Raw genomic sequence first — 23360 nt, forward strand, 5'->3', positions numbered from 1 at the left:
AATCATAATCTCTCCAGCTTTTTTATCTGCCACTTTGTTGATACATTTACGCAAATAATCATCAATCTCTGGTTCTTGAATGGATTTTAAAAGATTGGAGTCCATGTATTCTGGCAGCACTACTTTTAACAGGTCATAACCAGTAATGATTCCCTTTAATCTTAAATCATCTTCCACCACATAAATTTGCCGTGGTGAAAGTCTTCCCATCTTGCATAATAAGGTCTTAAAACTACATTCTGGCGTAGAAAGAACCAGATGTTTCCTCATCAAATTTGATACTAACATAATCCCTCCTATTATGATAAATTAATATCGCTCATAATTCCTTTGTAATCTCCTTTTGTATAGGAAGAAAGGAGATGAAAAGAAGTTTTTTGAGTATTTTGAGCATGCCCTCTACCTTTTTTTCCATCAAAAAAAGCACCATTTGCTTCTAAGATATGTTCAATACGATGAGCAAAGGCAGAAATAAACCTTTCTCCATCACCTTCAAACTCCAAATTACCTAAAGAATATTTACCTTTTATCTTTTTGAATTCTTCTAGAGAAAGAGAATTTTCTGTTAAATCAGACTTTCCTCTAATTATTCCCCAAACTACAGTACCTGCTGGAATTTCCAGCTCTTTATCCACATCAATTATGGTATGAGGCATCACTACAGAGCCTTTACCAATTTTTAAACCATACTTATCTTTTGCTTTAAGGTATGAATTAAAACCTACAAAAACATTTTCTTCTAAGAAAGTATTGATAATCTTAGAGCCGTGTGCACTAACATTATATCCAAATAAGTAAGAATTTATAATATAACAATTTTCTTGAGCATTGGCTCCTTTGCCTAAGAACACATCTTCCAAATAGGCCTTTTGAGAAATTAACACATTTTCTCCAACCTCTACTTTACCTTTATACACAGCATAAGGAGAAGCAAAGCTACCTTGCGCTATACTTTTTTCTTCAGGTATAGTATTAAATACATTCTTAAAAGCTTCTCGTTTTCCTTCTAAGAAGTCTATAATTTCTCCTTTTAAAGAATTTTCAGCAAAACAAACATAATGTTTTAGATTATCACCATGCCTATACTTGAATAAAAACTCCGCTCCCTTAATTAAAATAGTCCCAGGTTCAACAATCTCTCCTTGCAAGTCCCCCTGCACATAGGAAAACTCACCCACTACACTTCTTGACACTATACTTAAATCCACAGTAGCCAAAGGTAAAATCAAAGAAAACCTGGTACTGGTACCATGAATATTCGCCCAATTTAAGGAAATAGTATTTTTAATTAAAAGCACTTCCAGATTTTCCAAATCATGCGAACAATTATGCACTAAAGTATCTACAAACAAGCTATCCTGTACCAGAAGTTTTTCATCCTGACAAAGGGGAACCTCTAGCTCACCTTTTTGGTATACATCTCCAGCTCTTTTTAATTCATCACCTCTTAAGTCAGAATTAATAATAATGGAATTTAGCACTTCAATTTTTCCCAAAAAATAACTTCCAGAAAGACAAGAATTCTTTGCTTGAAATCCTAAGTTTATCTCTGGAAAGGCAACACCATATACGGCATAATCAGAAATAAATTTTATCTTAGAAACATATTCCTCTAAAGAATGTAAAACCTCTCTTTTATCCAAAAGATATCCAATATTTTTAAATATAGCCTTTTTTAAATTTATATACTTTTTCATAACCAATCTCCCAACTATATTAATTTAAAGTTACAGGCATCCCCATAATAGGCCAGATAAAATAAACAGCAATTCCAACTACTACCATAAGTAAAATACTAGCTGGTATTCCATATAAGAAAAATTCACCTGTAGTAAATTGCTTGGAATCATAAGCAATAGCATTGGGAGCAGCACCAACTAAAAACAAAAAGGGCATTCCTGCTGTCACCAGAGAAGAAAAGAGAATTACTTCACCTGCCACATTTAAATAAGGAGCAATAACCAAAGCTACAGGCAAAGAGATAGCAATCGCAGCAACATTCATAATAAAGTTGGTCATCATCATTACAAAGAAAGCAATGGCCATAACAAAAACAAACCAGTGGGAATCCTGAAAGAAACTAAGCCAATGAATAGCCAGCCACTTGGCTGCCCCTGTTTCCCACAAACAAAAACCTATACTCATGGCTCCAGCAAAAAGTAAAATAATATTCCAGGGAATTTCTTCTAAGTCTTTAAGGTCTAAGATTTTTAAGATAAAAAACATGATAGTGGAAAGCAAGATAATAGCTGTTTTGTCTATAGCCTTTAACTCAGGAATAAAAGAGCGCAAAGACATAACAATAATAACAGCTAGAACAGTAAGACCGGCAATGATTTCTTGGGTAGTGATTTTGCCCAGTTTGGAATTTAGCTCTTTTGCTTTTTCTCTTAAACCAGGAATTCTATCCTTTTCTGGTTTTAAAAACACCAAGAAAAATAACCACAGCAAGAAGGTCATAAGCCAGCCTATGGGAAACATATAGTAAGTAAGTTCAAAAAAGGTAACATCCTTATTCATTATTTCCTTAAAAAATCCCAGAGCAACAGCTCCTCTAGCTGCACCAAGTAAAGTTACAATACTTCCTGCTCCTGCCACATACGCCATACCTATAAATAGGGCTTTACCAAATTTAGTTGGCTTATTGCCTTCTCCATAGAGGGCATAAATGGCAATTAAAAGAGGATAAATAGTGGCTGCTACTGCAGTATGCGCCATCACATGGGTCATGGCAGCAGTCAAAATAAAAACTCCCAGTAGAATCATGCTTGTTTTCTCACCGATTAGCATAAGCATTTTATAGGCAAGCCTTTTGGTAAGCCCGGTTTTGGTAAAAACCATACCAATAACCAAGGAAGCAAAGATAAAGAGTACTGAAGGATCCATAAAATCTTTAAAAGCTACTTTTGCCGGACGAATGAGAAACATGGCCTGAAGCACACCAATAGCCAAACTGGTTACGCCAATAGGTACAACCTCAAAGACCCACCAGGTACCTGCTAACAAGAAAATAGCTAAAGCACCCTTTCCTTCTCTAGATAAGACAAAATGCTTACCAAAGGGATCTACAGCATCAGGAAAAGGTGGAGCTAAGTAAACTATTGTAAACAAAAAAATACCCAAAAAAATAAAAAAGGCTCTTTTCATCTCTTCTTTGTATCTATTTGCTACAGAAGTTGTCATAGTTACCTCCCTTTATTTCAAATCACATTTTTCTACTTGTTCACAAATGAAGAAGAATAAATCAATAGATCTAAGAACACCAACAAAGCTTCCATCCTCTTCTACTAAAAGTAAGGTATAGTTATTCATAACCATCTTATGCACAGCTAGATCCAGAGAATCTTCTGTAGACACCGTTTCATTAGTATCTATATCTCTAGCCACCTCGCTAGCCAAAATATTGGGAATATTTTGACATAGATTTTCTAAAGGATGAGCCCATAAATCATAGTTTTTTAAAATAGAAAGAACAAAATCCTCACTATAACCAAATCTACTCAAATCCACATCTGAAACATCCTTGTACTTGGGTTCAATTCCCCGCAAAATGTCTAAAATACTTATTTTTCCTATAAATTTTCCCCTATCATCAGTGATAAATACTGTGGAGTGAAAATTGGCATTTTTTTCTTTTTTCTCTTTTAAGCTTAAAATCACTTCCAACAAGGAAGTATCCTTGTTCACAACTAAAAACTCATCTAAAGGCACAACTAGTTTTTTGACTTTTAGATTTTTCATTATCCCTCCTTTTTCAATAAATTACTTACAAATATTTTTAATTTAGAGCAATCCAAAGGATACTCTAGTTCTGCCAATTGTTTTTCTCTTACAAAATCTAAGTTAGACTGAATATAGTTTTCATCTCTTAACATTAAGATGGGCAAATGAGGAAAAGACCTGTGCACAAAGTTTACAAGCTTGGGACCTTCTGGAGCTATTGAAACAAAATCCACAATTAAAAGCCTTATTTCTAACCCGCTTTCTATTTTTTCCAGCAAATCCCACACTTCACTGAAAAACATTACTGGTCCATATCCGGCCAGTTTACTTTCCATAACTTTGAATAATTTTTTATTTTTACTAAAAAAACAAATACTCATCAGGATTACCAGTATACCTTGAGAAAATAATCACAAATCCTTAACAAAAGTCATGCCAAAACAATAAAAATACATAGTTTTCAATAATTTAATAGAAGTACCTCCCTATTCAGCAAAACCATAAGAAACAAAAAGAAACAACAAAATAAAACTTTTTGAAACAAATGAGACAAAAAGAACATTTCAAAAACTTGACTTTTCAAACTGTATTTTTCATAAAGTGTAATTAAAAAAGGAGGTCAAACATGAAAAAGTGGCAAGTGTTTTTATTTATACTATTTTTACTTGGCAGCGTTAAGGTCGGCCTGGGAGAAGACTTCCCCTCACCTGAAGGAAAAGCTCTGTGGCAATACATAACCAGGGTCTCACCCTATAAAAATTGGAGCTTTTGGCCCAATCATCAAGGGCTTCAGCCTGGCAAAGCCCCGCACGGCCCTTTGCATAAGATATTTGTAAACTCCAGGGGAATAGAGAGTAAAAAAGCTCCTGTTTTGGATAGGACCATTGTGGTTAAAGAAAATTATGGTAAAGATAAGCAACTCAAGGCAATTACAGTTATGTACAAAGTTAAAGGCTATGCGCCCCAAAGCGGGGATTGGTTTTGGGTAAAGTATTCACCTCAGGGTAAGATAGACAAAGAGGGCAAGGTAAAGGGATGTATTGGCTGTCACCAAATACATAAGTATAACGATTACATATTCTTACATCAATTTAAATAAGGAAGAATTATGATTTACCTTCATCCTATTTTCCAGCTTTTGGCTATTTGTTTTGGGTTATATGCCCTGTTTTTGGGTATAAACAGGATAAAAAGCCTGCACTTTCAAAAGCCTGTTCCCTTTTTATGGAAACGGCATGTATTAGTAGGAAGCATAGCCTTAATTGCTATGCTTTTAGGTACCTTGGGAGGAAGTATTATTTTGTTTCTACTCTGGGGAAAGGTATTTGTGGCTGGCACTCATGCCAAGGTGGGATTAGTGATTTTATTTCTTTTAATTGTAGGCCTTATTAGTGGTTATATTTTGCACTTTCACAAAAAGAAAAGAAAATTTTTACCTCTTTTACATGCTGCTAACAATTTACTTATTTTGTTGTTAGCTCTCTGGCAAATAAAGACAGGCTGGGACCTTTTAGCTATTTTTTAACCAAAGGGGCAAAAGCCCCTCTGGTTATTTTTTAACTATGACCAAATCACCTTGCTCTAAGCTGACCAGTACCTGGTCACCTTCCTGCACTCTACCTGCAATAATCTCTTTAGCCAGCTTGGTTTCCACATGATGAATAAGGTATCTTTTAAGAGGTCTGGCTCCGTAAACCGGGTCATAGGCCTCTCTAGCAATAAGCTCTTTGGCTTCAGGAGTGATTTCCAGGGTAATTTTCTTGTCTTTTAGCCTTTCTCTTAGCTCATCTAACAGGAGTTCAATAATCTGCTTGATTTCTTCCAAGAGTAAAGGTTTAAACAACACAATCTCATCAATCCGGTTTAAAAACTCAGGTCTAAAGTGGGACTTCACTACAGACATTACCTGCTCTTCCACTCCAGGTTTCAACTCTCCATTAGAAGTAATACCCTCTAAAAGATAATTGGCTCCCAGGTTAGAGGTCATAATAATAATCGTATTTTTAAAATCTACTATTCGACCATGACTATCAGTAAGGCGTCCATCGTCCATAATTTGTAATAAGATGTTAAAAACATCTGGATGGGCCTTTTCCACCTCATCAAAGAGCACCACAGAATAGGGTTTTCTGCGTACAGCTTCTGTGAGTTGTCCGCCTTCTTCATAACCCACATATCCAGGAGGAGCACCAATAAGCCTGGCTACAGTGTGTTTTTCCATATATTCTGACATATCAATACGAATCATGTTTTCTTCTGTATCAAAGAGGGTCCTGGCCAGAGTCTTACAAAGTTCTGTCTTACCCACTCCAGTAGGACCTAGGAAGAGAAAAGAACCAATGGGTCTTCTGGGGTCTTTTAAACCAGATCTGGCCCTTAAAACTGCATCTGCTACAGCCCGTACAGCTTCGTCCTGGCCTATTACCCTTTGATGCAAGACATCTGCTAATTTTAACAACTTTTCTCTTTCTGACTCAACAAGTTTGGTTACAGGAATACCTGTCCATTTAGAGACTATTTCTGCAATATCATCAGGCCCAACTTCTTCCTTGAGCAAGGTCTTGCCATCCTGACTTGCTAAAGCCTCTTCCTTTTCCTTTAACTCTTTTTCCAATTGAGTTAGTTTGCCATATCTAAGCTCAGCAGCTTTATTCAAATCATAGGCCCTTTCAGCTGCTTCTATTTCCAAACGAGTTTTTTCTATTTCTTCCTTTAGTTTTCTTAAGGAGTTAATGGCTTCTTTTTCTTTTTCCCATTGGGCCAGCAAACTCGCCTGTTTTTCCTTTAACTCAGCTAAATCCTTACCTATCTTTTCCAGGCGTTCTTTAGAGGCAGTATCCTTTTCTTTTTTCAAGGCCTCTTGCTCTATTTCCAGCTGCATAATTTTGCGATTGATTTCATCTAGTTCTGTAGGCAAGGAATCGATTTCCGTTCTAATTTTAGCTGCAGCTTCATCAATAAGGTCAATGGCCTTATCAGGTAAGTTACGGTCAGTAATATAACGATGGGAAAGGGTAGCAGCAGCAACCAAAGCACTATCACTTATTCTTACACCGTGGTGGACCTCAAATCTCTCCTTTAACCCTCGCAAGATAGAAATGGTATCCTCTACTGAAGGCTCGTCCACAAACACAGGTTGAAAACGCCTTTCTAAAGCAGGGTCTTTTTCTATGTACTTTCTGTATTCATCTATCGTGGTTGCGCCAATACAGTGTAATTCTCCTCTAGCCAGCATGGGCTTTAAAAGGTTGCCTGCATCCATGGCTCCTTCGGCTTTACCTGCACCCACAATGGTATGAATCTCATCAATAAACAAAATAATTCTACCCTTGGACTCTTCAATCTCTTTGAGTACTGCCTTTAACCTTTCTTCAAACTCTCCTCTAAACTTGGCTCCAGCAATAAGCGCTCCCATATCCAGGGCAAAAATGGTCTTATCCTTAAGGCCTTCTGGAACATCTTTTCTCAAAATCCTTTGGGCAATACCTTCTACAATAGCAGTCTTACCCACGCCAGCTTCACCAATGAGCACAGGATTATTTTTGGTCCTTCGGGATAGAATACGAATACAGCGCCTAATTTCGCTATCTCTTCCAATAACCGGGTCTAATTTACCTTTGCGTGCTTCTTCTACCAGGTCTCGACCATACTTTTTCAGGGCATCATAGGTGCTTTCTGGATTATCAGAAGTAACCCGTTGATGTCCTCTTATCTCTGTAAGCATACTTAATACTTTATCCTTATCCAATCGAAAGGTATTGCAAACCCTGCCCACTCCAGTACTTGGAGGCTCATCTAATAGGGCTAACAACAAGTGCTCCACACTCACATATTCGTCTTGCATTTTTTTGGCTAAATCTTGAGCAGCCAAAAGGATGTTGTTCACCCTGCCTGTAACATAAATCTGCCCGGGTTGGACTCCAGGGCCACTAACCCTTGGAAGTTTCTCCAGTTCAGACTTTAACGAGTTTTTTACAGCCTCCGGGTCATAGCCTGCCCTTTCCAGAATCCTGGGAACCAGGCCATCTTCTTGCCCAAGTAGAGCATAAAACAAGTGCTCTGCATCTATTTGCTGATGTCCAAAGCGAATTGCTTCCTTTTGGGCCTCAGCAATAGCTTCTTGTGATTTTTGAGTGAATTTGCTTATATCCATAATTTCCTCCTTGTTTTTCAATTTAAAATACTGAAAATTTTCTCAACCTCTCTTCCAGGTCTTCTATTCGCTCCAGCAAGTCCACAATAATCATTCCAGCCAGAGTGGAAATCTCCAGGTCTCGGCAGAGGCGAAGTAGTTTTTGCACTCTTAAAACTTCTCTTTCCGGGAACAGATAGTTATTCTCTCCCACGCATTCACAGCGAATCCAATCCATTTCTATAAGTTCTTCCAGGCGCAAGGGGTTGATGCCTGTCCTGGATACAAATTCTTGCCAGCTTAATTTTTTGCTTGGATAAGGTTGAGATATGGTCTTTATCTCTATGTTAACCATTAATGCTTCCTCCTAGGCTCTGGGATTAAAACTGGAAATACTGGCCAATTCTTTCCACAACCTCTCCTCTTGAGCACTAAGCTTTTTAGGGGTCTTAATGACAATTTCCACCAATTGATCCCCTTTATTTACTCCTTGCCCTAGCCCTTTGCCTCGCAATCTAAGCTTTTGGCCACTGCTAACTCCCTTAGGAACCTTTAACTCCACTTCTCCCGCCAAGGTAGGTACTTTAACCTTGGTGCCCAACACTGCTTCCCAGGGAGCAAGAGGTAAACGATAAAGAATATTGTTATCTTCTACTTTAAATAAGGGATGAGGCAATATTTTTACCTTTAAGTACAAATCTCCACTAGGCCCACCTCCAAGACCTGGCTCTCCCAATCCCTTTAGCCTGATTTTGCCACCATCTTTAATGCCTGCAGGAATATTTACCTTTACTGTTCTTTGCTCCAAACCTCGTCCCAGAGTAATGGTCTTCTCTCCACCCAGGAAAGCTTCCTCCAAAGAGAGTTCTAAAATAGCCTCCTGGTCCTGACCTCTGGCTGAATAAAAATTATCAAAGCCATAACTTCTCTGCCTGGAAGACCTGGAACGCCTACCCAAGCCACCAAAAAGGGTCTCAAAAAAATCACTAAAGCCACCCAGGTCTTCAAAACCAGAACCACCACTTCGAAACTCAAAATGAAAGTTTTCAAAACCTGGAGGTGGCTCAAAGTTTTGCCCATGTTGCCAGTTGGGCCCTAAAGAGTCATAGAGCTTTCTCTTTTCAGGGTCTTTTAAGACCTCATAAGCCTCATTTATCTCCTTAAACTTCTCTTCTGCTTCTTTATTATTGGGGTTTAAGTCTGGATGATACTTTTTTGCCAACTTTTTATAGGCCCTGGCAATTTCCTCTTGAGAAGCACCCTTGTCCACACCCAAAATTTTATAATAATCCTTATACTCCATACCCTCTTATTCTCCTGTAAAAATTCTTTATTTTAAAGAAGTTATAAACTGATAAAAAATAAGACCGGAGAAAAAAGAGTCAAGATATTTGGCACGATTTTTGAGTGATTTTAAGAAAAGTCTTTTAGGGCCTTGGCCCGAAGAGAGTGCAAGATTGCCCCTGATCTGGAACCCAAGTTTTGATGGGCTGGAGGAAGTTTTACCCTTTGAATCACTTTTAAGTCCTGTAAGGCTTGCTCCAAATAATCTATCCCCTGATCCAAACGCACCAATTTAAAAAAAGGCTCAAAGATTTCCTGAGGTAAACTCAAAAGCAACTTTACCCTGGTTCCAGGTCTTAAGCTGGTATACTTTCCAGCTAGCATGTGATACCTGCAGGCAATAGCTCCATATTTAAGCATTTTTTTGGGCAAGGGTAATTTTTTAGCCAAATCTTTTAAAACTGTCCTTCCTTTTTCCTCGTGACCATAGTGATGGGGAAGAAGCTCAGCAGGAGTTAGAACTTTTCCCAGGTCATGACAAAAGGCCAGCCAGGCCCCCCAAAAATCAGGAGCTAAGGCATCCATAAGGTTCAGGGTATGTTCCAGCACGCTTTCTGGATGATATTGTTTAGGTCCTGCTGGAATAAAGGCACTTTCCTGAAGTTGTGCAAACCAGAAGTTAAAGCCACCTATAAGATTTAAAAAACGAAAAAAATTACCTGGTTTTTTAGCCTGCAAAGCCTTAAACAGCTCTCCCCATACCCTTTCAGCACTAAGAGTTTTTATCTTTTCACTTTTTAGCACAGACCAGGAAATATAAAGGAGAGTTGAGTGCAGTTTAAACTCCGGAAGTTCAGACCAAAACCTAGCACTTCTGTATACTCTAAGCGGGTCTTGAAAAAAATTCTTCTTCTCAATGGGTCTAAGAAGTTTATTTTCCAAATCTTTTAAGGCTAAAGGATGGGCATAAAGTTTATTCTTCTGGTCCAGGGCCAGGGCATTTATGGTCAAATCCCTTTTCCCAAGCTCCTCTTCAATGGAAGCACTGGCGCTTAAAGTGTATTCATCTCTTCCCAGCAAAAAAACAGCTTTGCCTTTTCCCACTTTTTTGGCCCGGGGAAACCTGGCTAAAAACTCCTCTTCTGTAGCCTGCAACACTACAAAATCCTTATCCTTTTCTGGTCTTTGTAAAAGCCTGTCTCGGACACTGCCACCGATTAAAAATACCTGCATTTCTTTTACCTTGCTTTTTACCCAGAGCTTCTTTAAAATTTCCTATAGAGGTAATTATGAAGAATCTCAATGTGTTAATCCTGGATAAAGACCCTTACTTTCTGGAGACTTTAAGTAAAAGACTGGCCCTAAGAAAGTTTCAACCTTTTTCCAGTCAATCCTTTTCCAGTGCCCTTAGTTTATTAAATTCTCAACAATTCGTTCTCTTGCTGCTAGATACTGAATTTTTAAGCTCCCAGGACGATTTTAATTCTCTCCAACAAATAGTAGCCACCCACCCCTATCTAAAAATAGCCCTTCTAACAGGCAAAAATAAAGAAAACTTCTCCAATCCCCTAAAACTCCCCACTTTTCCCAAAGAAGATTTGCGGGATTTCTGGGAATTTTTACGCTCCTTTCAGCCAATAAATATTGAAGAAAAGTCCACAGAAGCAGAAACTCCTTCTTCCAGAATTCCTTGGATTATTGGAGAAACGCCGCAAATTCAAGAATTGAAAAAAAAGCTCAATAAAATAGCAGTGCTGGATTGTCCGGTTTTAATCATAGGTGAAACAGGAACAGGAAAAGAGCTTATCGCCAAAACCATTCATCGCCTAAGCTTTAGAAGTAAAGAAAAATTTATTGCTATTCACTGTAGCACCTTTAATCCAGAAATATTGTTTAGAGAAATCTTTGGAGAAGAATATCAATATTCCAATCAACAGACTAGAAAACGAAAGGGATTGCTGGAAGCTGTTAATAATGGAACTTTATTTTTACATGAAATAGAAGAATCTCCTTTAATGATTCAAAGCATGCTTCTAAAGTTCATAGAGCATAAAATCTTTATTCCCTATGGGGGAAATGAAGAAATAAAAGCAGATGCAAGAATAATTGCAGCAACCAATAGCAATCTTCAGGAAAAAATAAAAGCAGGAAAATTTAGAGAAGATTTATACTATCGCCTAAATGCTGTATCTCTGGAATTACCTCCTCTTAGAAAAAGAAAAGACGATATTCCTTTACTTGCCTATTACTTTTTAAATAAATACTCCAAGGAATTTAAAAAGAATATAACTAAAATTTCTGCCCAGGCCCTCTACAAATTAAAGGAATACGACTTTCCAGGCAATGTAAGGGAATTAGAATATCTAATAGAACGGGCAGTTATTTTAGCTGAAGGTGAGGAAATTGATACCATTCACTTTCCTTCTCGCTTTAAAAGCGCAATGACTTCTTTTAGGGTAGACAACTTTAAACCCCTGGCGGAAATAGAAAAGGAATATATTTTGCGAGTCTTAAACTATACCAAAGGAAATAAAGTAGAAGCAGCTAAAATACTTGGAATAAGCAGGACATCTTTGTGGAGAAAACTAAAAAACTATAATCTTCCAGAATAAGACCAAAGGGAGGTCTTGACCTCCCTTTGGTTATTCTTCACCTTTTTCTATTTTTTCAGCATCCTCTAAGTCGCCATGCGTGGCCAGCCCAGCAGCAGCCATGGAATCTTCTACCTTATGAGCTAGTTGTTTTAAATAATCCCAAAAACTAGGCATATCAGCCTTGTCAAAATATTCAGACTCTAAGGCATTGGTAGCTTCTTTAACTTTTTCATTACCAAAACCGGTAAGTAAAATGGTATGCAGTTTAGGATCAAATTCTCTCAATCTCTTAATGGTCTCAAGCCCATCTAAACCTGGCATTTTTAAATCCACTACTGCTGCATAAAAGTGTTCTTTTTTAGCCAGTTCTAAAGCTTCTTCTCCCGAAGTAGCTGTAACTGGTTCAAAACCTTTTAATTTCACTCTTTCGGCAATAGAGTTTAAAAATTCTTGCTCATCATCAACCAATAAAATCTTAATTTTCTTTTTTGGAGACATAACTATCCCTCATATTTTATAGGTTTAATGCCCACCACTTCCCAAAAGTCCAGAAGCAGCTAAAGCCAGCACCAAAATTTCTGCAATTACAATAGTAGCATAAATTTTATCTTTCTTTTTCACATAACCAAAGAACAACACTATATAACATATTATAGTAAGTAAGGCCAAAAAGGCAATACCTAAAAAGTTGATAAAATCACCTTTATTTAGCAAAAAAAGCCAATTCCAGCCTTGGGGAGAATTGGTTATTTCTCTATACTCAGCAACCCCTTTATGCCAGTTTTGGACCACCAAATTTACATCCACATGCGGAGGCAAGATGTGGGCAAGATAGATTATGTAGGTAAGAGTCATAAGCAAAATGCCACCCCAAGCACCCCAAAACAAAATATTGGCATAGGTTATCTGCTGGGGCATAGGCTTAATCATTTCTTCTAATCTTTTATCCATTTTTTACTCCTTAAATCCATATTTTTCGATTATCCAATAATATTCCAGCCCATACCTTTGTCTATGGCTTTAAATCCAGCAAAGATTAAAACTCCAATAACCATATAACGAATAAACTTGGGTTTAGCTACAGCTAAAATTTTAACTCCCAAAAAGGAACCCAGCATAAGTCCAATAATGGAAGGAATGGCCATTAAGGGAATCACACAGCCTTTATTCAAATAAATCCAGGCTGCAGAAGTATCAGTAATAGAAAGTAAAAACTTACTGGTAGCTACAGAAATTTTCAAAGGTACACCCATAACCAGATTTAAAACTGGAACATTAGCCCAGCCAGCTCCAAGCCCAAACATACCAGCCATAACTCCAATAATAATAAATAAAAGAAAACCAACCAAGGTTCTATGGGTTTTCCATTCTACAATTTCTCCAGTACCCTCTTCTTTATAAGCACCCTGAAGTCCAAGGGCTAAACCCAAAGCATCTTGCTTTGTTACTACAGGTTTTTCTGTGTTTTTGGAACATAAAAGCAAAATGGCAATACCCATAATAGTAATACCTAAAGCCACTTGCACATAAGCAGGATTTAAATGAGATAAATAAAGTCCAAGTAGTGCTCCCGCAATAGAGCAAGCAGAAGCAATTAGAGCAATAGGCAAGGTTAAGCGCAAGCTGGCTAAGTTTCTACGCAACAAACCAGGACCTGCGGCTAAAGCTCCTGCTAAAGCCACCATAAGTCCAGCCCCTCTAACAAAATCAATATGAAAGGGGAAAAATCCACTTACTAAAGGAACATAAAGAACGCCTCCACCTACACCAGCTAAAACTGCAATCACTCCCAAAACCAAACAAAAAAAGAATAAAATCAAAGGCCAAAACCACCAAGGCTTCCCACCATTCACAGCACCCTCTGCAGCCAAAGCAAAAAGAGGACTAGCCAAAACCAGACTCAAGGCTAGCAACAATTTCTCAAAGATTTTCTTTACCATAGCCATCTCCTTAGCGTTAAATTATGCAACACGACCCAAACTTTATTCATTTGTGAATTTTATGTCAATAAGTTTAAGTATTACATTTTAAAACTAACCTCAAGCCATAAAGTTTCATCTTTCAACATAAGTTAAAAAGTGAAACTTAAAAATAATACTCTTGGCAGACTTTTTTTGCTTGTCAAAAAATATTTTTTATTTTTATTATTTTTAATAATTACCAACTATTATTAAAAGAGAGGTACCCCATGACTCCTAAGCCCAAAATTTTAATTATTGATGACGAAAAAGACTACTTAGAGACTTTAACGGAACGACTTAAGTTAAGGGGATTTGACTGTCTCATGGCCTTAGACGGAGAATCAGGATTAAAAGTGTTAGCTGCGGAAAAGCCTAAACTTGTTCTTCTGGACCTAAAAATGCCTGGACTAAGTGGACTAGAAGTGTTAAAAATAATCCGCGAACAATATCCTCAAACCAGGGTCATCATTATTACCGGACATGGCTCAGAAAAAGAAAAAAAGCTTTGCCTGGAACTGGGGGCAGTAGAATGCTTTAACAAACCTGTGGATTTTAAGGTATTAATTAAAAAAATAAAAGAAATTTTATAAAATTAAAATGTTAAAAAAAATTATACAGCAAATATCTCCTCCTTTTTTGAAGGGAACTAATATCTATAAAGAAGAACAAGAACTTTTTAATTACCGCAATTTATGGATAGGCGTAATACTCCTAATCTCTTTTGTCTCTATACTCCCTCTTCTCATCCTAACCTTCCTGAATTTAAACATCTATGAAAAATATATCCAGGCAGAAGTCGAGTATCCTTTAGTTCGCCTTATATCCAATACTCAAAAGTCAATTAACTTCTTTATTACTCAAAAAAAATCAGCTTTAAAATTTATTGTACTAAATACCCCCTATGAAGAAATAAAAAAAACTTCTGTCTTAGGTAAAATATACTTAGATTTAAAAACTTCTTTTGGCAATATCGTAGATTTAGGTATAATAGATTCTCAAGGGATACAAATAAATTATGTTGGTCCTTATGAACTTAAGGGAAAAAACTACAAACAACAAGACTGGTATAAAGAAGTTTTGATTAAAGAAGAGTATATAAGTGATGTTTTTTTAGGTTATAGAAATACCCCCCACTTTACCATATCTATAAAACAAAATATTTCTAATGGAGATTTTTTTATCTTAAGAACAACAATTGATACTTCCCAATTAATTAATCTCCTGGGCAGTTTAGAACTGGATGAGAATAGCGATGCTTTTATTTTAAATCAAAATAATGTTTTTCAAACTCCTTCAAAATTCTTTGGAGATGTTTTAGAAATTTTTTCCCCTCAAAATATAAAATGTATTCCAGATAGTAAAATTTGTGAGTTTAGCGACTCTACGGGAAAAACTTGGATTTTTGGAAAAGAAAAGATAAAAGGGACACCTTTTAGTTTTGTTTTAGTAAAAAAGCCTACCATATTGAAAAGTGGACTAAGTATATTAAAAAAAGAGACCTTAGCTACTTTAGTCTTAGGAATAGCAATTGTCTTGGTAGTAGTTGTAATTATCTCTACCAAGCTGGTCACAAAAATTTATTATGCAGATCTTAGGAGAGCAGCCCTAATTCATAAGGTAGAGCATACCAATAAACTTGCCTCTATAGGACGTCTAGCTGCAGGTGTAGCCCATGAAATAAACAATCCTTTAGCCATTATCAATGAAACTGCAGGACTAATTAAGGATATTTTTACTTTTTCCGACCAATACAAAGAAGACAAAAAACTTCTCTCTTTAATTGACTCCATCTTGAAACAAGTGGATAGATGTAGAACTATTACCCATAGGCTTCTTGGCTTTGCCAGACATATTGATGTAAAAATAGAAGAAGTAGATTTACAGACACTATTGGAAGAAGTTTTAAGTTTTCTGGAAAAAGAAGCCCAATATAGAGATATTCACGTTAACATAACCAAAACTCAAGAAATACCTCTTATTCAAAGTGATCGCAGCAAACTTCAACAAATCTTTTTAAATATAATCAATAATGCCTTTGCTGCTGTTAAGAAAGGAGGGCATATAGACATCACTCTTGACTACCTGAAAGAAAAGGACATGGTCAAAGTAGCTATTAAAGATGATGGCATTGGCATCTCCCCTGAAAACCTGAAAAAAATCTTTGACCCCTTCTTTTCCACTAAAAAAGACCAGGGAGGTACTGGTCTGGGACTATCCATCACCTATGGCCTGGTTAAAAAGTTAAAAGGGGAGATTCAGGTAGAAAGCCAAGTAGGAAAAGGTACTACCTTTTTTATTTTTCTGCCTGTAAAAGCTAAGGAGGCATAAGGAGGATTATAAATTGCGAGTTTTACTTGTAGATGACGAACAAGAATTAGTAGAAGCTCTGGTGGAAAGGCTAAAGTTTAGGGGCATTGAAGCCGATTTTGCCACTACTAAAGAAAAAGCCCTGAAATTGATTCAAGAAAAAAAATATGATGTGGCTGTGTTGGATATGAAAATGCCCAAAATCAGCGGCCTGGAAATCATGGAAGAGTTAAAAAAAATTCAACCTAAATTAAAAATCGGTTTTTTAACTGGACATGGTTCTAAGGAAGACCTTAAAGAGTGCTCTTTAAAAGGCGGGTGTTTTTATCTGGTAAAACCAGTTGATTTTGAAGACTTTTTTAATAAACTAAAAGAACTAGAGGAAAAATAAATGGACCTATCCAATCCTTTATGGGACTTAATTCAAATCAAAGGACAAATAACGGCCAGTATTTCCCATGAGCTAAAAAATTGCCTAGCTATTATTCAGGAAAAAAGTGGACTTTTAGAAGACCTTATAGAGTTAAGTGAAGAAGATAATAATACTTTAAGCCTGGAAAAAATAAAAGAAATTACAACTTCTATCTTCAATCAAACAGTAAGAGCCAACAAGATTGTGCAAAACCTGAATAAATTAGCCCACACTCCAGACGACAAATGTCTCAATATAGACATAAGTGAATATTTAAGTTTAAGCCTTAGTGTCTATAAAAGAATAGCAGACATGAAAAATATAGAATTAACTTTAACTTCTCCAGAATCTTTCCAATACTCTACTCAACCCTTTATTTTTTTAGGTCTGATTATATCTATCTTAAACGATTTTACTCAACAAGAAGAAAATAAAGAAAAAAAACTTTCTTTTCTGGTCAAGAAAAACAAAATTTATATAGAACCACAAATTAAAGTAAGTTCCAAAAGTGAGCAAATAGCTAGCCTGTTAAACATTACACTGGAAGAAAAAAACAACACTCTTTGTATAAACTTAACTTAAATCTAAAAACTAAAAGGAGATTAACTTATGGAAAACACTAAAGTTTTAATCGTAGATGACGAAAAAGAGTTTTGTGAAACCTTGGCTGAAAGAATGAAAGCTAGGGGACTAGAGGTCTTAACCGCCACCTCAGGAGATGAAGCCTTAAAAAAACTTCAAGAAAAAAATGTGGATACTATCATTTTAGATTTGGTTATGCCTGGCATGGATGGCTTGGAAACTCTTCAAAAAATCAAGAGTACTATGCCAGAGCTACAAATTATTCTCCTGACAGGGCAGGCCACAGTAAAAAAGGGAATAGAAGCCATGAAACTGGGCGCTTTTGATTTTGTGGAAAAACCTGCAGACATTCAACAACTTTTATCTCTAATCAAAGAAGCCAAAAACAAGAAAATGATTTTAGTGGAAAAAAAGAATGAGGAAAAAATAAAATCCATTTTGCAAGAAAAAGGATGGTAACCCTTACTTGTTACTAATTTGTTCCTACTTTTTAGCAAAAATATTAGGAAAGAAAAATTTAGTTGCTATATTTATGGGGCTGGTTATAAAGTAAAGAAAAATATTCTTGCACAAGGAGAAAAGGGAGAATGAAATTTCTAAAAAAGTCCATTGGTCTAAAGGTGGGGGTAATTTCTAGCTTAATTTTAATTATTATCTTTTCCCTTCTCTTTATTACCAATTATTCCAGGCAAAAATCCTCTTCTATTGCTTCCATTAAGGAATCAGCCCTAAAATTATCTGACCTGCTTTTAAAAGCCATTGAAGAACCCATGACCACGGGTGATGACGAAGGCACAGAGAAAAAATTTCTCCAGCTGGGCAAACAATACCCAGATATTCACATCTATCTTACAGATTTTAGAGGCGATATCTGTTATGCCACCAAAAAGGAAGAAGAGCGTAAATCTTACTTAAAGGACCTTCCTAAAGACTCTAAAGTGCAAGAATTGGTAAAAGCCAGCCTAAAAACAGCAGGCACATACAATACCATAGCAGAAATGGAGGGCATACCCTTTTTGTAAACATTACTTCAATAAAAAATGAACCCTCCTGTTATCACTGCCATGGCAAAAGTGAGCCCATTTTGGGAAGCTTGATTGTAGAGCAAAGCATTGCCAAAGAAATAACCACCCTGAACACCAACCAGATCATTTCTGGAGGAATTACTGTTGGAGGGCTCATTTTCCTGGTAGTTGTTTTAAATATCTTTTTACGCAAAACAGTGGTGGAAAAAATAGTGTTGGTCTCTGACACTGCTCAAAAAGTAAGTCAGGGAGACCTTACTGCAGAAGTAAAAGCCAACTGGGAAGACGAACTGGGTATTTTAGCTAATTCTATCAATACCATGGTTAAAAACATGCGAGGCCTTATTGGAGAGGTGGTATCTGGAGTAAATATTCTGGCAGATTCCTCCAGTGAGCTCAATCAGGTGTCCAAAGAACTGGTGGATATAGCCGAGGAAAATGCTCAAAAAGCCAATTTGGTAGCCACAGCTTCAGAGGAAATGAGTGTGAACATGAACAATGTAGCTGATGCAACCAGGGAAACCACCAACAACATCAACACTGTGGCCAGTGCTGCTGAAGAAATGAGCGTTACCATCAATGAAATTGCTGCCAACACAGGAAAGGCCAAGGAAATTACCAATCATGCTGTAGGTATTGCCCAGGAAACTTCCACAGAAGTAAATGAACTGGGAGTGGTTGCCCACGAGATTAATACCGTGCTGGAAACCATAAACGCCATTTCTTCTCAAACCAACCTCCTGGCCTTGAATGCCACCATCGAAGCAGCCAGAGCAGGAGAAGCAGGTAAGGGCTTTGCTGTAGTAGCCAATGAAATTAAAGAATTGGCCCAGCAAACAGCCAAGGCAACTGAAGATATTAAAAATAAAATTCAAGGTATTCAAAGTGCTACAGATAAGACCGTAGGACAAATTGGTAAAATCCTGGAGGTAATCCAGGAAGTGGATGAAATTGTCACCACCATAGCTGCTGCCATTGAAGAACAATCCGTAGCCACCAAAGATATTGCAGAAAACATTGGAATAGCTTCCAGTTCCCTGGAAGAAATAAATAACAATGTGGATGAAGCCTCTAATGTTGCGCAAGATACAGCCAAAGATATTGCTGCCATTAACGAATCTGTAGGCGAAATGAGAGAAAACAGTAATACAGTAGCTTCCAGTGCTAAAGAGTTGCAAGATTTAGCTGCCAAGTTAAAAGAACTTATTGCTAAATTCAAGGTATAGACTTTATTAAAACTAAAAACAAAGAAAAAAAGGACATCTAGTATACTAGATGTCCTTTTTTCTTAAATAAAGAGTAAAAATAAAAATATTGTTTAAAATTATACGAAACAAATAATCTCAAAATATTTTTTTAATTTAAATTAAGCCCTTATAAAAAAATGGGTATAGCAACAGACATTATTCTTATCATCGTTACTGCTTTTTTTTGCGGTTTACTTTTACAAAAACTGGGACAACCACTCCTTTTAGGATATATTTTAGCAGGAGTTATTCTAGGACCCTATACTGGCGGATTAACCATCTCAGGTATAAGGGAAATTGAACTATTAGCAGAAATTGGAGTAGCCCTACTCTTGTTTGCCTTGGGACTAGAATTTTCCTTTAAAAAGCTTCGAGCAGTGAAGTGGATTGCCTTGTTTGGAACTCCTCTTCAGATGTTGCTCACTATTGGACTTGGTTTTGGAGTGGGACAATTTTTTGGTTTAGATTGGAAATCATCCCTTTGGCTTGGTGCTTTGACTTCTCTTTCCAGCACCATGGTAACTCTTAAATCTTTAATGGCTCAAGGCTGGATGGGTACTCTTTCCAGCAAAGTTATGATAGCCATGTTAATTGTTCAGGACCTAGCAGTAATTCCCCTGATGATTATTCTCCCTCAGCTAAATAATCCCGTTATAGATTTATCTACCTTAGGCTTTGCTGTTTTAAAAGCCACTGTTTTTATTATAACTATGGTTTTATTGGGGACACGCATAATTCCTAAGTTTATCTCTTACATTGCCAAGCTTGGTTCCAGAGAATTATTTCTTTTAGCTATTACAGCTGTGGGGCTTGGAGTAGGTTATCTTACTCACTTAGTTGGACTTTCCTTTGCCTTTGGAGCCTTTGTAGCTGGTATGGTTTTAAGTGAATCAGATTATGGGCATCAGGCCTTAAGTGATATTATACCCTTACGAGACCTTTTTGGCCTTTTATTTTTTTCCTCAGTGGGAATGCTTTTTAATCCTAAGTTTTTACTCAGTCATATCCAGGAAGTTATCTTATTACTTTTAGTAGTTTGTATAGGAAAGGGCATAATCTTTTCCCTTATTTCCCATATTTTCAAATATCGGAATGTAATACCCTTGGCCCTTGGATTAGGGCTATTTCAGGTGGGGGAATTTTCTTTTGTCTTAGCTAGACTTGGAGTATCTACTGGCTCAATAAATAATGAGCTCTATTCTCTTATCTTAACTGTAGCTATTTTATCCATGGCCATAACTCCCTTTATCTCAAGCCAAACTGCCAGACTTTATGCCCTAAAAAAACGCTGGTTTAAACATGAACAACTGGAAACTTCAAATCTTTCTCCCAAAGAATACGCCAACCATATTGTAATTGCAGGAGGTGGCAGAGTAGGTTCTCAAATTGCCCAAATTTTACAACGCTTCAATATGGAGGTTATAATCATTGAGCTCAATCACAGACGCTTTGAACAGGCAAAAAAGGAAGGACTACCAGTCATCTATGGTGATGCAAGCCAAGATATAGTACTGGAAGCAGCCAAAATTCAAAAAGCCAACCTTCTTATCTTAACCATGTCTGATTTAGTAGCAATCAAAGCCATTATTGCCCAGGCTAAAAATTTAAATCCAAAAATTAAAATTATCAGCCGAGCTGCTGGACCTGACTACCTGGAAGTATTGAAAAATCTTGGAGTTTTGGAGGTGGTATTGCCTGAGTTCGAAGCCAGTCTAGAAATCACACGCCAGGCTCTACTAAATTTAAACATTCCTCCTACAGAAATTCAACGCCAGATTGAAAATACCCGCCAAGAACTCTATGCCAGCTTATTTAACTCGAATAAAAACTATCGTTTACTCTCTCAACTTAGGGGTGTAGAGCAACATTTTGACTTACAATGGATTAGATTATCTCCTGAAAGCCCCATAACCAATAAATCCATTGCAGAGGGTGAAATACGCAAAAATACAGGAGCATCTATTGTGGCTGTAATAAGAAAAGGAGAAATTTTTCCCAATCCTCAACCCAATTTTATTTTAAAGCCAGAAGACATAGTTGGCATCATTGGAGACGAAAAAAGCAGAGAATCCTTCTGTATTTGGGCTACAACTCCCAAAAACTAATTTTTTCTCCAAGCTTAACAACCCAAAAATCATTCCAGCCCAAAACTTACTTAAAAGCCCGCATAGAGTTTAACACAGCCAAGAGAGCCACTCCCACATCAGCAAAAATAGCCATCCACATAGTAGCTAAGCCCAGACTACCCAGAAATAAAACCAGTCCTTTAATCCCAAAGGCCAGGAAAATATTTTGCCAGATTATCTGCAAGGTCTTTTTGCTTCTACTTATGGCTTCTACCAATAAAAGTGGATTATCTTGCATTAAGACCACATCTGCAGATTCCATAGCCATATCCACGCCCTTTTCTCCCATGGCAATTCCAACATCAGCAAGCCTTAACATGGGAGCATCATTTATCCCATCTCCCACACAAGCAACAGCTTCTTTTTGGGATTTTTCTTGAAGTAATTTTTCCAGATGAAAAACCTTATCCTGAGGTAACAACCCTGCAAATACTTCCTTTATTCCCAAGTAATTGGCTATCTTTAAAGCTATCTCAGGCACATCTCCTGTAAGGAGCACATGCCTTTTTATTCCCATCTTTTGTAGTAGTTGCAAGGTCTTTTTAGATTCTGGTTTTAGTTCGTCTTCAATCACAATAGAACCTTTAAACTCCCCGGCATAAGCCAGGTAAACTTCAGTTCCAGCTTCCCCATTGCCTTTTACTGCTATCCTGTTTTCCTCTAAAAAGTCTTTACTGCCCAGAAGAACTGGTCTTCCCTTTACCTCCCCTCTTACACCCTTGCCTTCAACTACTTCCACTTTTTGTACCTCATCTTGCAAAAGAAGGCCCTTCTTCTGGGCCTCTTCTAAAATGGAGTTGGCAATGGGATGATTTACTTTGCTCTCCAATAAGGCAGCTAAAAATAATACTTCCTCTTCGCTACTAGAAGGGGCTGGTAAAATCTTTTTCACTTTAAAATTACCCTTAGTAAGGGTACCTGTCTTATCCCAAACTACAGTTTTCACCCTGCTAAGCAATTCCAGATAACTTGCTCCCTTGACCAAAATGCCCTTTTTAGAAGCTCCGCCAATACCAGCAAAAAACCCCAAAGGAATAGACAAAACCAGGGCACAGGGGCAGGAAATCACCAGAAAAACAAGTCCTCGATAAAGCCAGGTAGAAAAGGAAGCATCTCCTAAGCTTACAAGCCCCCACTTGGCCAGAAGAGGAGGTAAAAAGGCAATAAGTAAAGCCAGGCCAACCACCACAGGCGTATAAACCTTAGCCAAACGCGTAATCATCTTTTCCACTCTGGCCTTTTTAGCACCTGATTTTTCCACCAATTCCAGCACCTTGGCCAAAGCTGACTCTCTGTAGGGATGGGTCACCCTTATCTTAAGGAGGCCACTGCCATTTACGCTACCACCCAGAACCTTTTTTCCTGGACGCACTCTTTTAGGCACACCCTCTCCAGTCAAGGCCGAGGTGTCCACAAAAGAAATTCCTTCTATAACTTCTCCATCCAAAGGAATCCTTTCTCCAGGCTGAACCTCTATTATTTCCCTTACCTTTACTTCTTCTGGTGGCAACAATACTTCTGTGCCCAATCTAAGCACTCTAGCGACCTCTGGTTTTAAGGCTAAAAGAGAAGAAATGGTTCTCCTGGACTTATCTAAGGCCTTTTCCTGCAAATGCTCTCCTACTTTGAAAAATAGCATTACTGCACAGGCTTCAGCATAGGCAGCAATAAAAAAGGCTCCCATACTAGCTATGGACATCAAAAACATTTCATCCAGGATAAGTCCTTTTAATATACTTTTAAAGGCAGAAAATAAGATATCATAACCTAAAAAGAGATAACTTAAGAGATAAAGATACACGCTAAAAGAAAAGTTAAAAAAATGCTCGCTTATTAAAGCAAGTCCAAAAAACAAACTCCCCAATCCTATGCTTAAGTAAAAAGCCCTGTTCTCACTTTTTACTTCTTCTTTAGAAAGGGGAAGAGTACAACTCCCAGAAGAACAACAACTACAACCATTGGCCATT

Annotated in this window: 24 protein-coding genes; 11 read left to right on the forward strand and 13 right to left on the reverse strand. The window is 37.3% G+C overall.

Annotated features, from left to right (window positions below):
* The 5 genes from ACTCIM_RS09650 to ACTCIM_RS09670 all read right to left on the reverse strand — a co-directional run.
* Positions 1-288: CBS domain-containing protein (locus ACTCIM_RS09650; protein WP_472315323.1), on the reverse strand; the 288-nt coding region annotated here is incomplete at its 3' end.
* An 11-nt stretch (positions 289-299) separates the two neighbouring features.
* Positions 300-1697, reverse strand: a complete 1398-nt coding sequence (locus ACTCIM_RS09655) for an LbetaH domain-containing protein (protein ID WP_472315325.1) — start codon at positions 1695-1697, stop codon at positions 300-302.
* A gap of 19 nt (positions 1698-1716) precedes the next feature.
* Positions 1717-3183 (reverse strand): SLC13 family permease, encoded by a 1467-nt coding sequence (locus ACTCIM_RS09660; RefSeq protein ID WP_472315328.1) that lies wholly within the window; start codon positions 3181-3183, stop codon positions 1717-1719.
* Between the two features lie 12 nt (positions 3184-3195).
* Positions 3196-3741 (reverse strand): CBS domain-containing protein, encoded by a 546-nt coding sequence (locus ACTCIM_RS09665; RefSeq protein WP_472315331.1) that lies wholly within the window; start codon positions 3739-3741, stop codon positions 3196-3198.
* Complete coding sequence (locus ACTCIM_RS09670) at positions 3741-4103, reverse strand: hypothetical protein (protein ID WP_029966130.1); 363 nt, start codon at positions 4101-4103, stop codon at positions 3741-3743. Before ACTCIM_RS09670 ends, ACTCIM_RS09665 begins: the two co-directional genes overlap by 1 nt.
* Before the next feature lie 245 nt (positions 4104-4348).
* Between ACTCIM_RS09670 and ACTCIM_RS09675 the strand changes: the two genes are divergently transcribed.
* Together ACTCIM_RS09675 and ACTCIM_RS09680 are read left to right on the forward strand one after the other, a co-directional pair.
* Positions 4349-4822: a cytochrome P460 family protein gene (locus tag ACTCIM_RS09675; protein ID WP_472315333.1), complete on the forward strand. Its 474-nt coding sequence runs from the start codon at positions 4349-4351 to the stop codon at positions 4820-4822.
* Positions 4823-4831: 9 nt separating this feature from the next.
* Positions 4832-5248 carry a DUF4079 family protein gene (locus ACTCIM_RS09680; protein ID WP_472315335.1) on the forward strand — a complete coding sequence of 139 codons (417 nt, stop codon included), beginning with the start codon at positions 4832-4834 and terminating at the stop codon, positions 5246-5248.
* Positions 5249-5272: 24 nt separating this feature from the next.
* On the opposite strand, the gene clpB is transcribed toward ACTCIM_RS09680, so the two are convergent.
* The 4 genes from clpB to ACTCIM_RS09700 form a co-directional block, all read right to left on the reverse strand.
* A complete protein-coding gene (gene clpB, locus ACTCIM_RS09685; RefSeq protein WP_472315338.1) occupies positions 5273-7876 on the reverse strand; it encodes an ATP-dependent chaperone ClpB in 2604 nt (867 codons plus the stop codon).
* A gap of 22 nt (positions 7877-7898) precedes the next feature.
* A complete protein-coding gene (locus ACTCIM_RS09690; protein WP_029966113.1) occupies positions 7899-8210 on the reverse strand; it encodes a chaperone modulator CbpM in 312 nt (103 codons plus the stop codon).
* 12 nt (positions 8211-8222) lie between these two features.
* Positions 8223-9158, reverse strand: a complete 936-nt coding sequence (locus ACTCIM_RS09695; RefSeq protein WP_029966110.1) for a DnaJ C-terminal domain-containing protein — start codon at positions 9156-9158, stop codon at positions 8223-8225.
* Between the two features lie 110 nt (positions 9159-9268).
* Complete coding sequence (locus ACTCIM_RS09700) at positions 9269-10372, reverse strand: HD domain-containing protein (protein WP_464279544.1); 1104 nt, start codon at positions 10370-10372, stop codon at positions 9269-9271.
* A 56-nt stretch (positions 10373-10428) separates the two neighbouring features.
* Here ACTCIM_RS09700 and ACTCIM_RS09705 point away from each other — a divergent pair, with 56 nt between their 5' ends.
* Entirely contained in the window at positions 10429-11751 is a 1323-nt protein-coding gene (locus ACTCIM_RS09705) for a sigma-54 interaction domain-containing protein (protein WP_472315341.1), read from the forward strand.
* Between the two features lie 30 nt (positions 11752-11781).
* On the opposite strand, the gene ACTCIM_RS09710 is transcribed toward ACTCIM_RS09705, so the two are convergent.
* Genes ACTCIM_RS09710 through ACTCIM_RS09720 form a run of 3 tightly spaced genes read right to left on the reverse strand, consistent with a single transcriptional unit; the run spans position 11782 to position 13673 of the window.
* Positions 11782-12231 (reverse strand): response regulator, encoded by a 450-nt coding sequence (locus ACTCIM_RS09710; RefSeq protein ID WP_464279541.1) that lies wholly within the window; start codon positions 12229-12231, stop codon positions 11782-11784.
* A 24-nt stretch (positions 12232-12255) separates the two neighbouring features.
* On the reverse strand, positions 12256-12684 hold the full coding sequence (locus ACTCIM_RS09715; RefSeq protein WP_472315343.1) for a DUF1634 domain-containing protein: 429 nt from the start codon (positions 12682-12684) through the stop codon (positions 12256-12258).
* A 29-nt stretch (positions 12685-12713) separates the two neighbouring features.
* Complete coding sequence (locus ACTCIM_RS09720; protein ID WP_464279539.1) at positions 12714-13673, reverse strand: sulfite exporter TauE/SafE family protein; 960 nt, start codon at positions 13671-13673, stop codon at positions 12714-12716.
* A gap of 248 nt (positions 13674-13921) precedes the next feature.
* Between ACTCIM_RS09720 and ACTCIM_RS09725 the strand changes: the two genes are divergently transcribed.
* The 8 genes from ACTCIM_RS09725 (at position 13922) to ACTCIM_RS09760 (ending at position 21372) form a co-directional block, all read left to right on the forward strand.
* Positions 13922-14284, forward strand: a complete 363-nt coding sequence (locus ACTCIM_RS09725) for a response regulator (RefSeq protein WP_029966097.1) — start codon at positions 13922-13924, stop codon at positions 14282-14284.
* A 7-nt stretch (positions 14285-14291) separates the two neighbouring features.
* The gene (locus ACTCIM_RS09730) at positions 14292-16022 is read left to right on the forward strand and encodes a sensor histidine kinase (protein WP_464279537.1); all 1731 of its coding nucleotides are present in this window, start codon (positions 14292-14294) and stop codon (positions 16020-16022) included.
* A 13-nt stretch (positions 16023-16035) separates the two neighbouring features.
* The gene (locus ACTCIM_RS09735; protein WP_464279536.1) at positions 16036-16392 is read left to right on the forward strand and encodes a response regulator; all 357 of its coding nucleotides are present in this window, start codon (positions 16036-16038) and stop codon (positions 16390-16392) included.
* Entirely contained in the window at positions 16393-16995 is a 603-nt protein-coding gene (locus ACTCIM_RS09740; protein ID WP_029966080.1) for an ATP-binding protein, read from the forward strand.
* A 27-nt stretch (positions 16996-17022) separates the two neighbouring features.
* A complete protein-coding gene (locus tag ACTCIM_RS09745) occupies positions 17023-17454 on the forward strand; it encodes a response regulator (protein ID WP_029966078.1) in 432 nt (143 codons plus the stop codon).
* Positions 17455-17582: 128 nt separating this feature from the next.
* Positions 17583-18017 (forward strand): hypothetical protein, encoded by a 435-nt coding sequence (locus tag ACTCIM_RS09750; protein ID WP_472315346.1) that lies wholly within the window; start codon positions 17583-17585, stop codon positions 18015-18017.
* 62 nt (positions 18018-18079) lie between these two features.
* Entirely contained in the window at positions 18080-19246 is a 1167-nt protein-coding gene (locus tag ACTCIM_RS09755) for a methyl-accepting chemotaxis protein (protein ID WP_472315348.1), read from the forward strand.
* 158 nt (positions 19247-19404) lie between these two features.
* Positions 19405-21372: a monovalent cation:proton antiporter family protein gene (locus tag ACTCIM_RS09760; RefSeq protein ID WP_472315351.1), complete on the forward strand. Its 1968-nt coding sequence runs from the start codon at positions 19405-19407 to the stop codon at positions 21370-21372.
* Positions 21373-21418: 46 nt separating this feature from the next.
* On the opposite strand, the gene ACTCIM_RS09765 is transcribed toward ACTCIM_RS09760, so the two are convergent.
* Positions 21419-23359, reverse strand: a complete 1941-nt coding sequence (locus ACTCIM_RS09765) for a heavy metal translocating P-type ATPase (protein ID WP_472315353.1) — start codon at positions 23357-23359, stop codon at positions 21419-21421.
* Position 23360 lies beyond the last annotated feature (1 nt).

This window comes from Desulfonauticus sp., from assembly GCF_055126295.1.

Coding starts and splice junctions, on each gene's coding strand:
- ACTCIM_RS09740 (WP_029966080.1), top strand. CDS start 16,393: ATGGACCTATCCAATCCTTTATGGGACTTAATTCAAATCAAAGGACAA.
- ACTCIM_RS09730 (WP_464279537.1), top strand. CDS start 14,292: ATGTTAAAAAAAATTATACAGCAAATATCTCCTCCTTTTTTGAAGGGA.
- ACTCIM_RS09745 (WP_029966078.1), top strand. CDS start 17,023: ATGGAAAACACTAAAGTTTTAATCGTAGATGACGAAAAAGAGTTTTGT.
- ACTCIM_RS09675 (WP_472315333.1), top strand. CDS start 4,349: ATGAAAAAGTGGCAAGTGTTTTTATTTATACTATTTTTACTTGGCAGC.
- ACTCIM_RS09690 (WP_029966113.1), bottom strand. CDS start 8,210: ATGGTTAACATAGAGATAAAGACCATATCTCAACCTTATCCAAGCAAA.
- ACTCIM_RS09665 (WP_472315331.1), bottom strand. CDS start 3,741: ATGAAAAATCTAAAAGTCAAAAAACTAGTTGTGCCTTTAGATGAGTTT.
- clpB (WP_472315338.1), bottom strand. CDS start 7,876: ATGGATATAAGCAAATTCACTCAAAAATCACAAGAAGCTATTGCTGAG.
- ACTCIM_RS09725 (WP_029966097.1), top strand. CDS start 13,922: ATGACTCCTAAGCCCAAAATTTTAATTATTGATGACGAAAAAGACTAC.
- ACTCIM_RS09680 (WP_472315335.1), top strand. CDS start 4,832: ATGATTTACCTTCATCCTATTTTCCAGCTTTTGGCTATTTGTTTTGGG.
- ACTCIM_RS09765 (WP_472315353.1), bottom strand. CDS start 23,359: ATGGCCAATGGTTGTAGTTGTTGTTCTTCTGGGAGTTGTACTCTTCCC.
- ACTCIM_RS09670 (WP_029966130.1), bottom strand. CDS start 4,103: ATGAGTATTTGTTTTTTTAGTAAAAATAAAAAATTATTCAAAGTTATG.
- ACTCIM_RS09750 (WP_472315346.1), top strand. CDS start 17,583: ATGAAATTTCTAAAAAAGTCCATTGGTCTAAAGGTGGGGGTAATTTCT.
- ACTCIM_RS09760 (WP_472315351.1), top strand. CDS start 19,405: ATGGGTATAGCAACAGACATTATTCTTATCATCGTTACTGCTTTTTTT.
- ACTCIM_RS09720 (WP_464279539.1), bottom strand. CDS start 13,673: ATGGTAAAGAAAATCTTTGAGAAATTGTTGCTAGCCTTGAGTCTGGTT.
- ACTCIM_RS09655 (WP_472315325.1), bottom strand. CDS start 1,697: ATGAAAAAGTATATAAATTTAAAAAAGGCTATATTTAAAAATATTGGA.
- ACTCIM_RS09660 (WP_472315328.1), bottom strand. CDS start 3,183: ATGACAACTTCTGTAGCAAATAGATACAAAGAAGAGATGAAAAGAGCC.
- ACTCIM_RS09705 (WP_472315341.1), top strand. CDS start 10,429: ATGAAGAATCTCAATGTGTTAATCCTGGATAAAGACCCTTACTTTCTG.
- ACTCIM_RS09695 (WP_029966110.1), bottom strand. CDS start 9,158: ATGGAGTATAAGGATTATTATAAAATTTTGGGTGTGGACAAGGGTGCT.
- ACTCIM_RS09700 (WP_464279544.1), bottom strand. CDS start 10,372: ATGCAGGTATTTTTAATCGGTGGCAGTGTCCGAGACAGGCTTTTACAA.
- ACTCIM_RS09710 (WP_464279541.1), bottom strand. CDS start 12,231: ATGTCTCCAAAAAAGAAAATTAAGATTTTATTGGTTGATGATGAGCAA.
- ACTCIM_RS09715 (WP_472315343.1), bottom strand. CDS start 12,684: ATGGATAAAAGATTAGAAGAAATGATTAAGCCTATGCCCCAGCAGATA.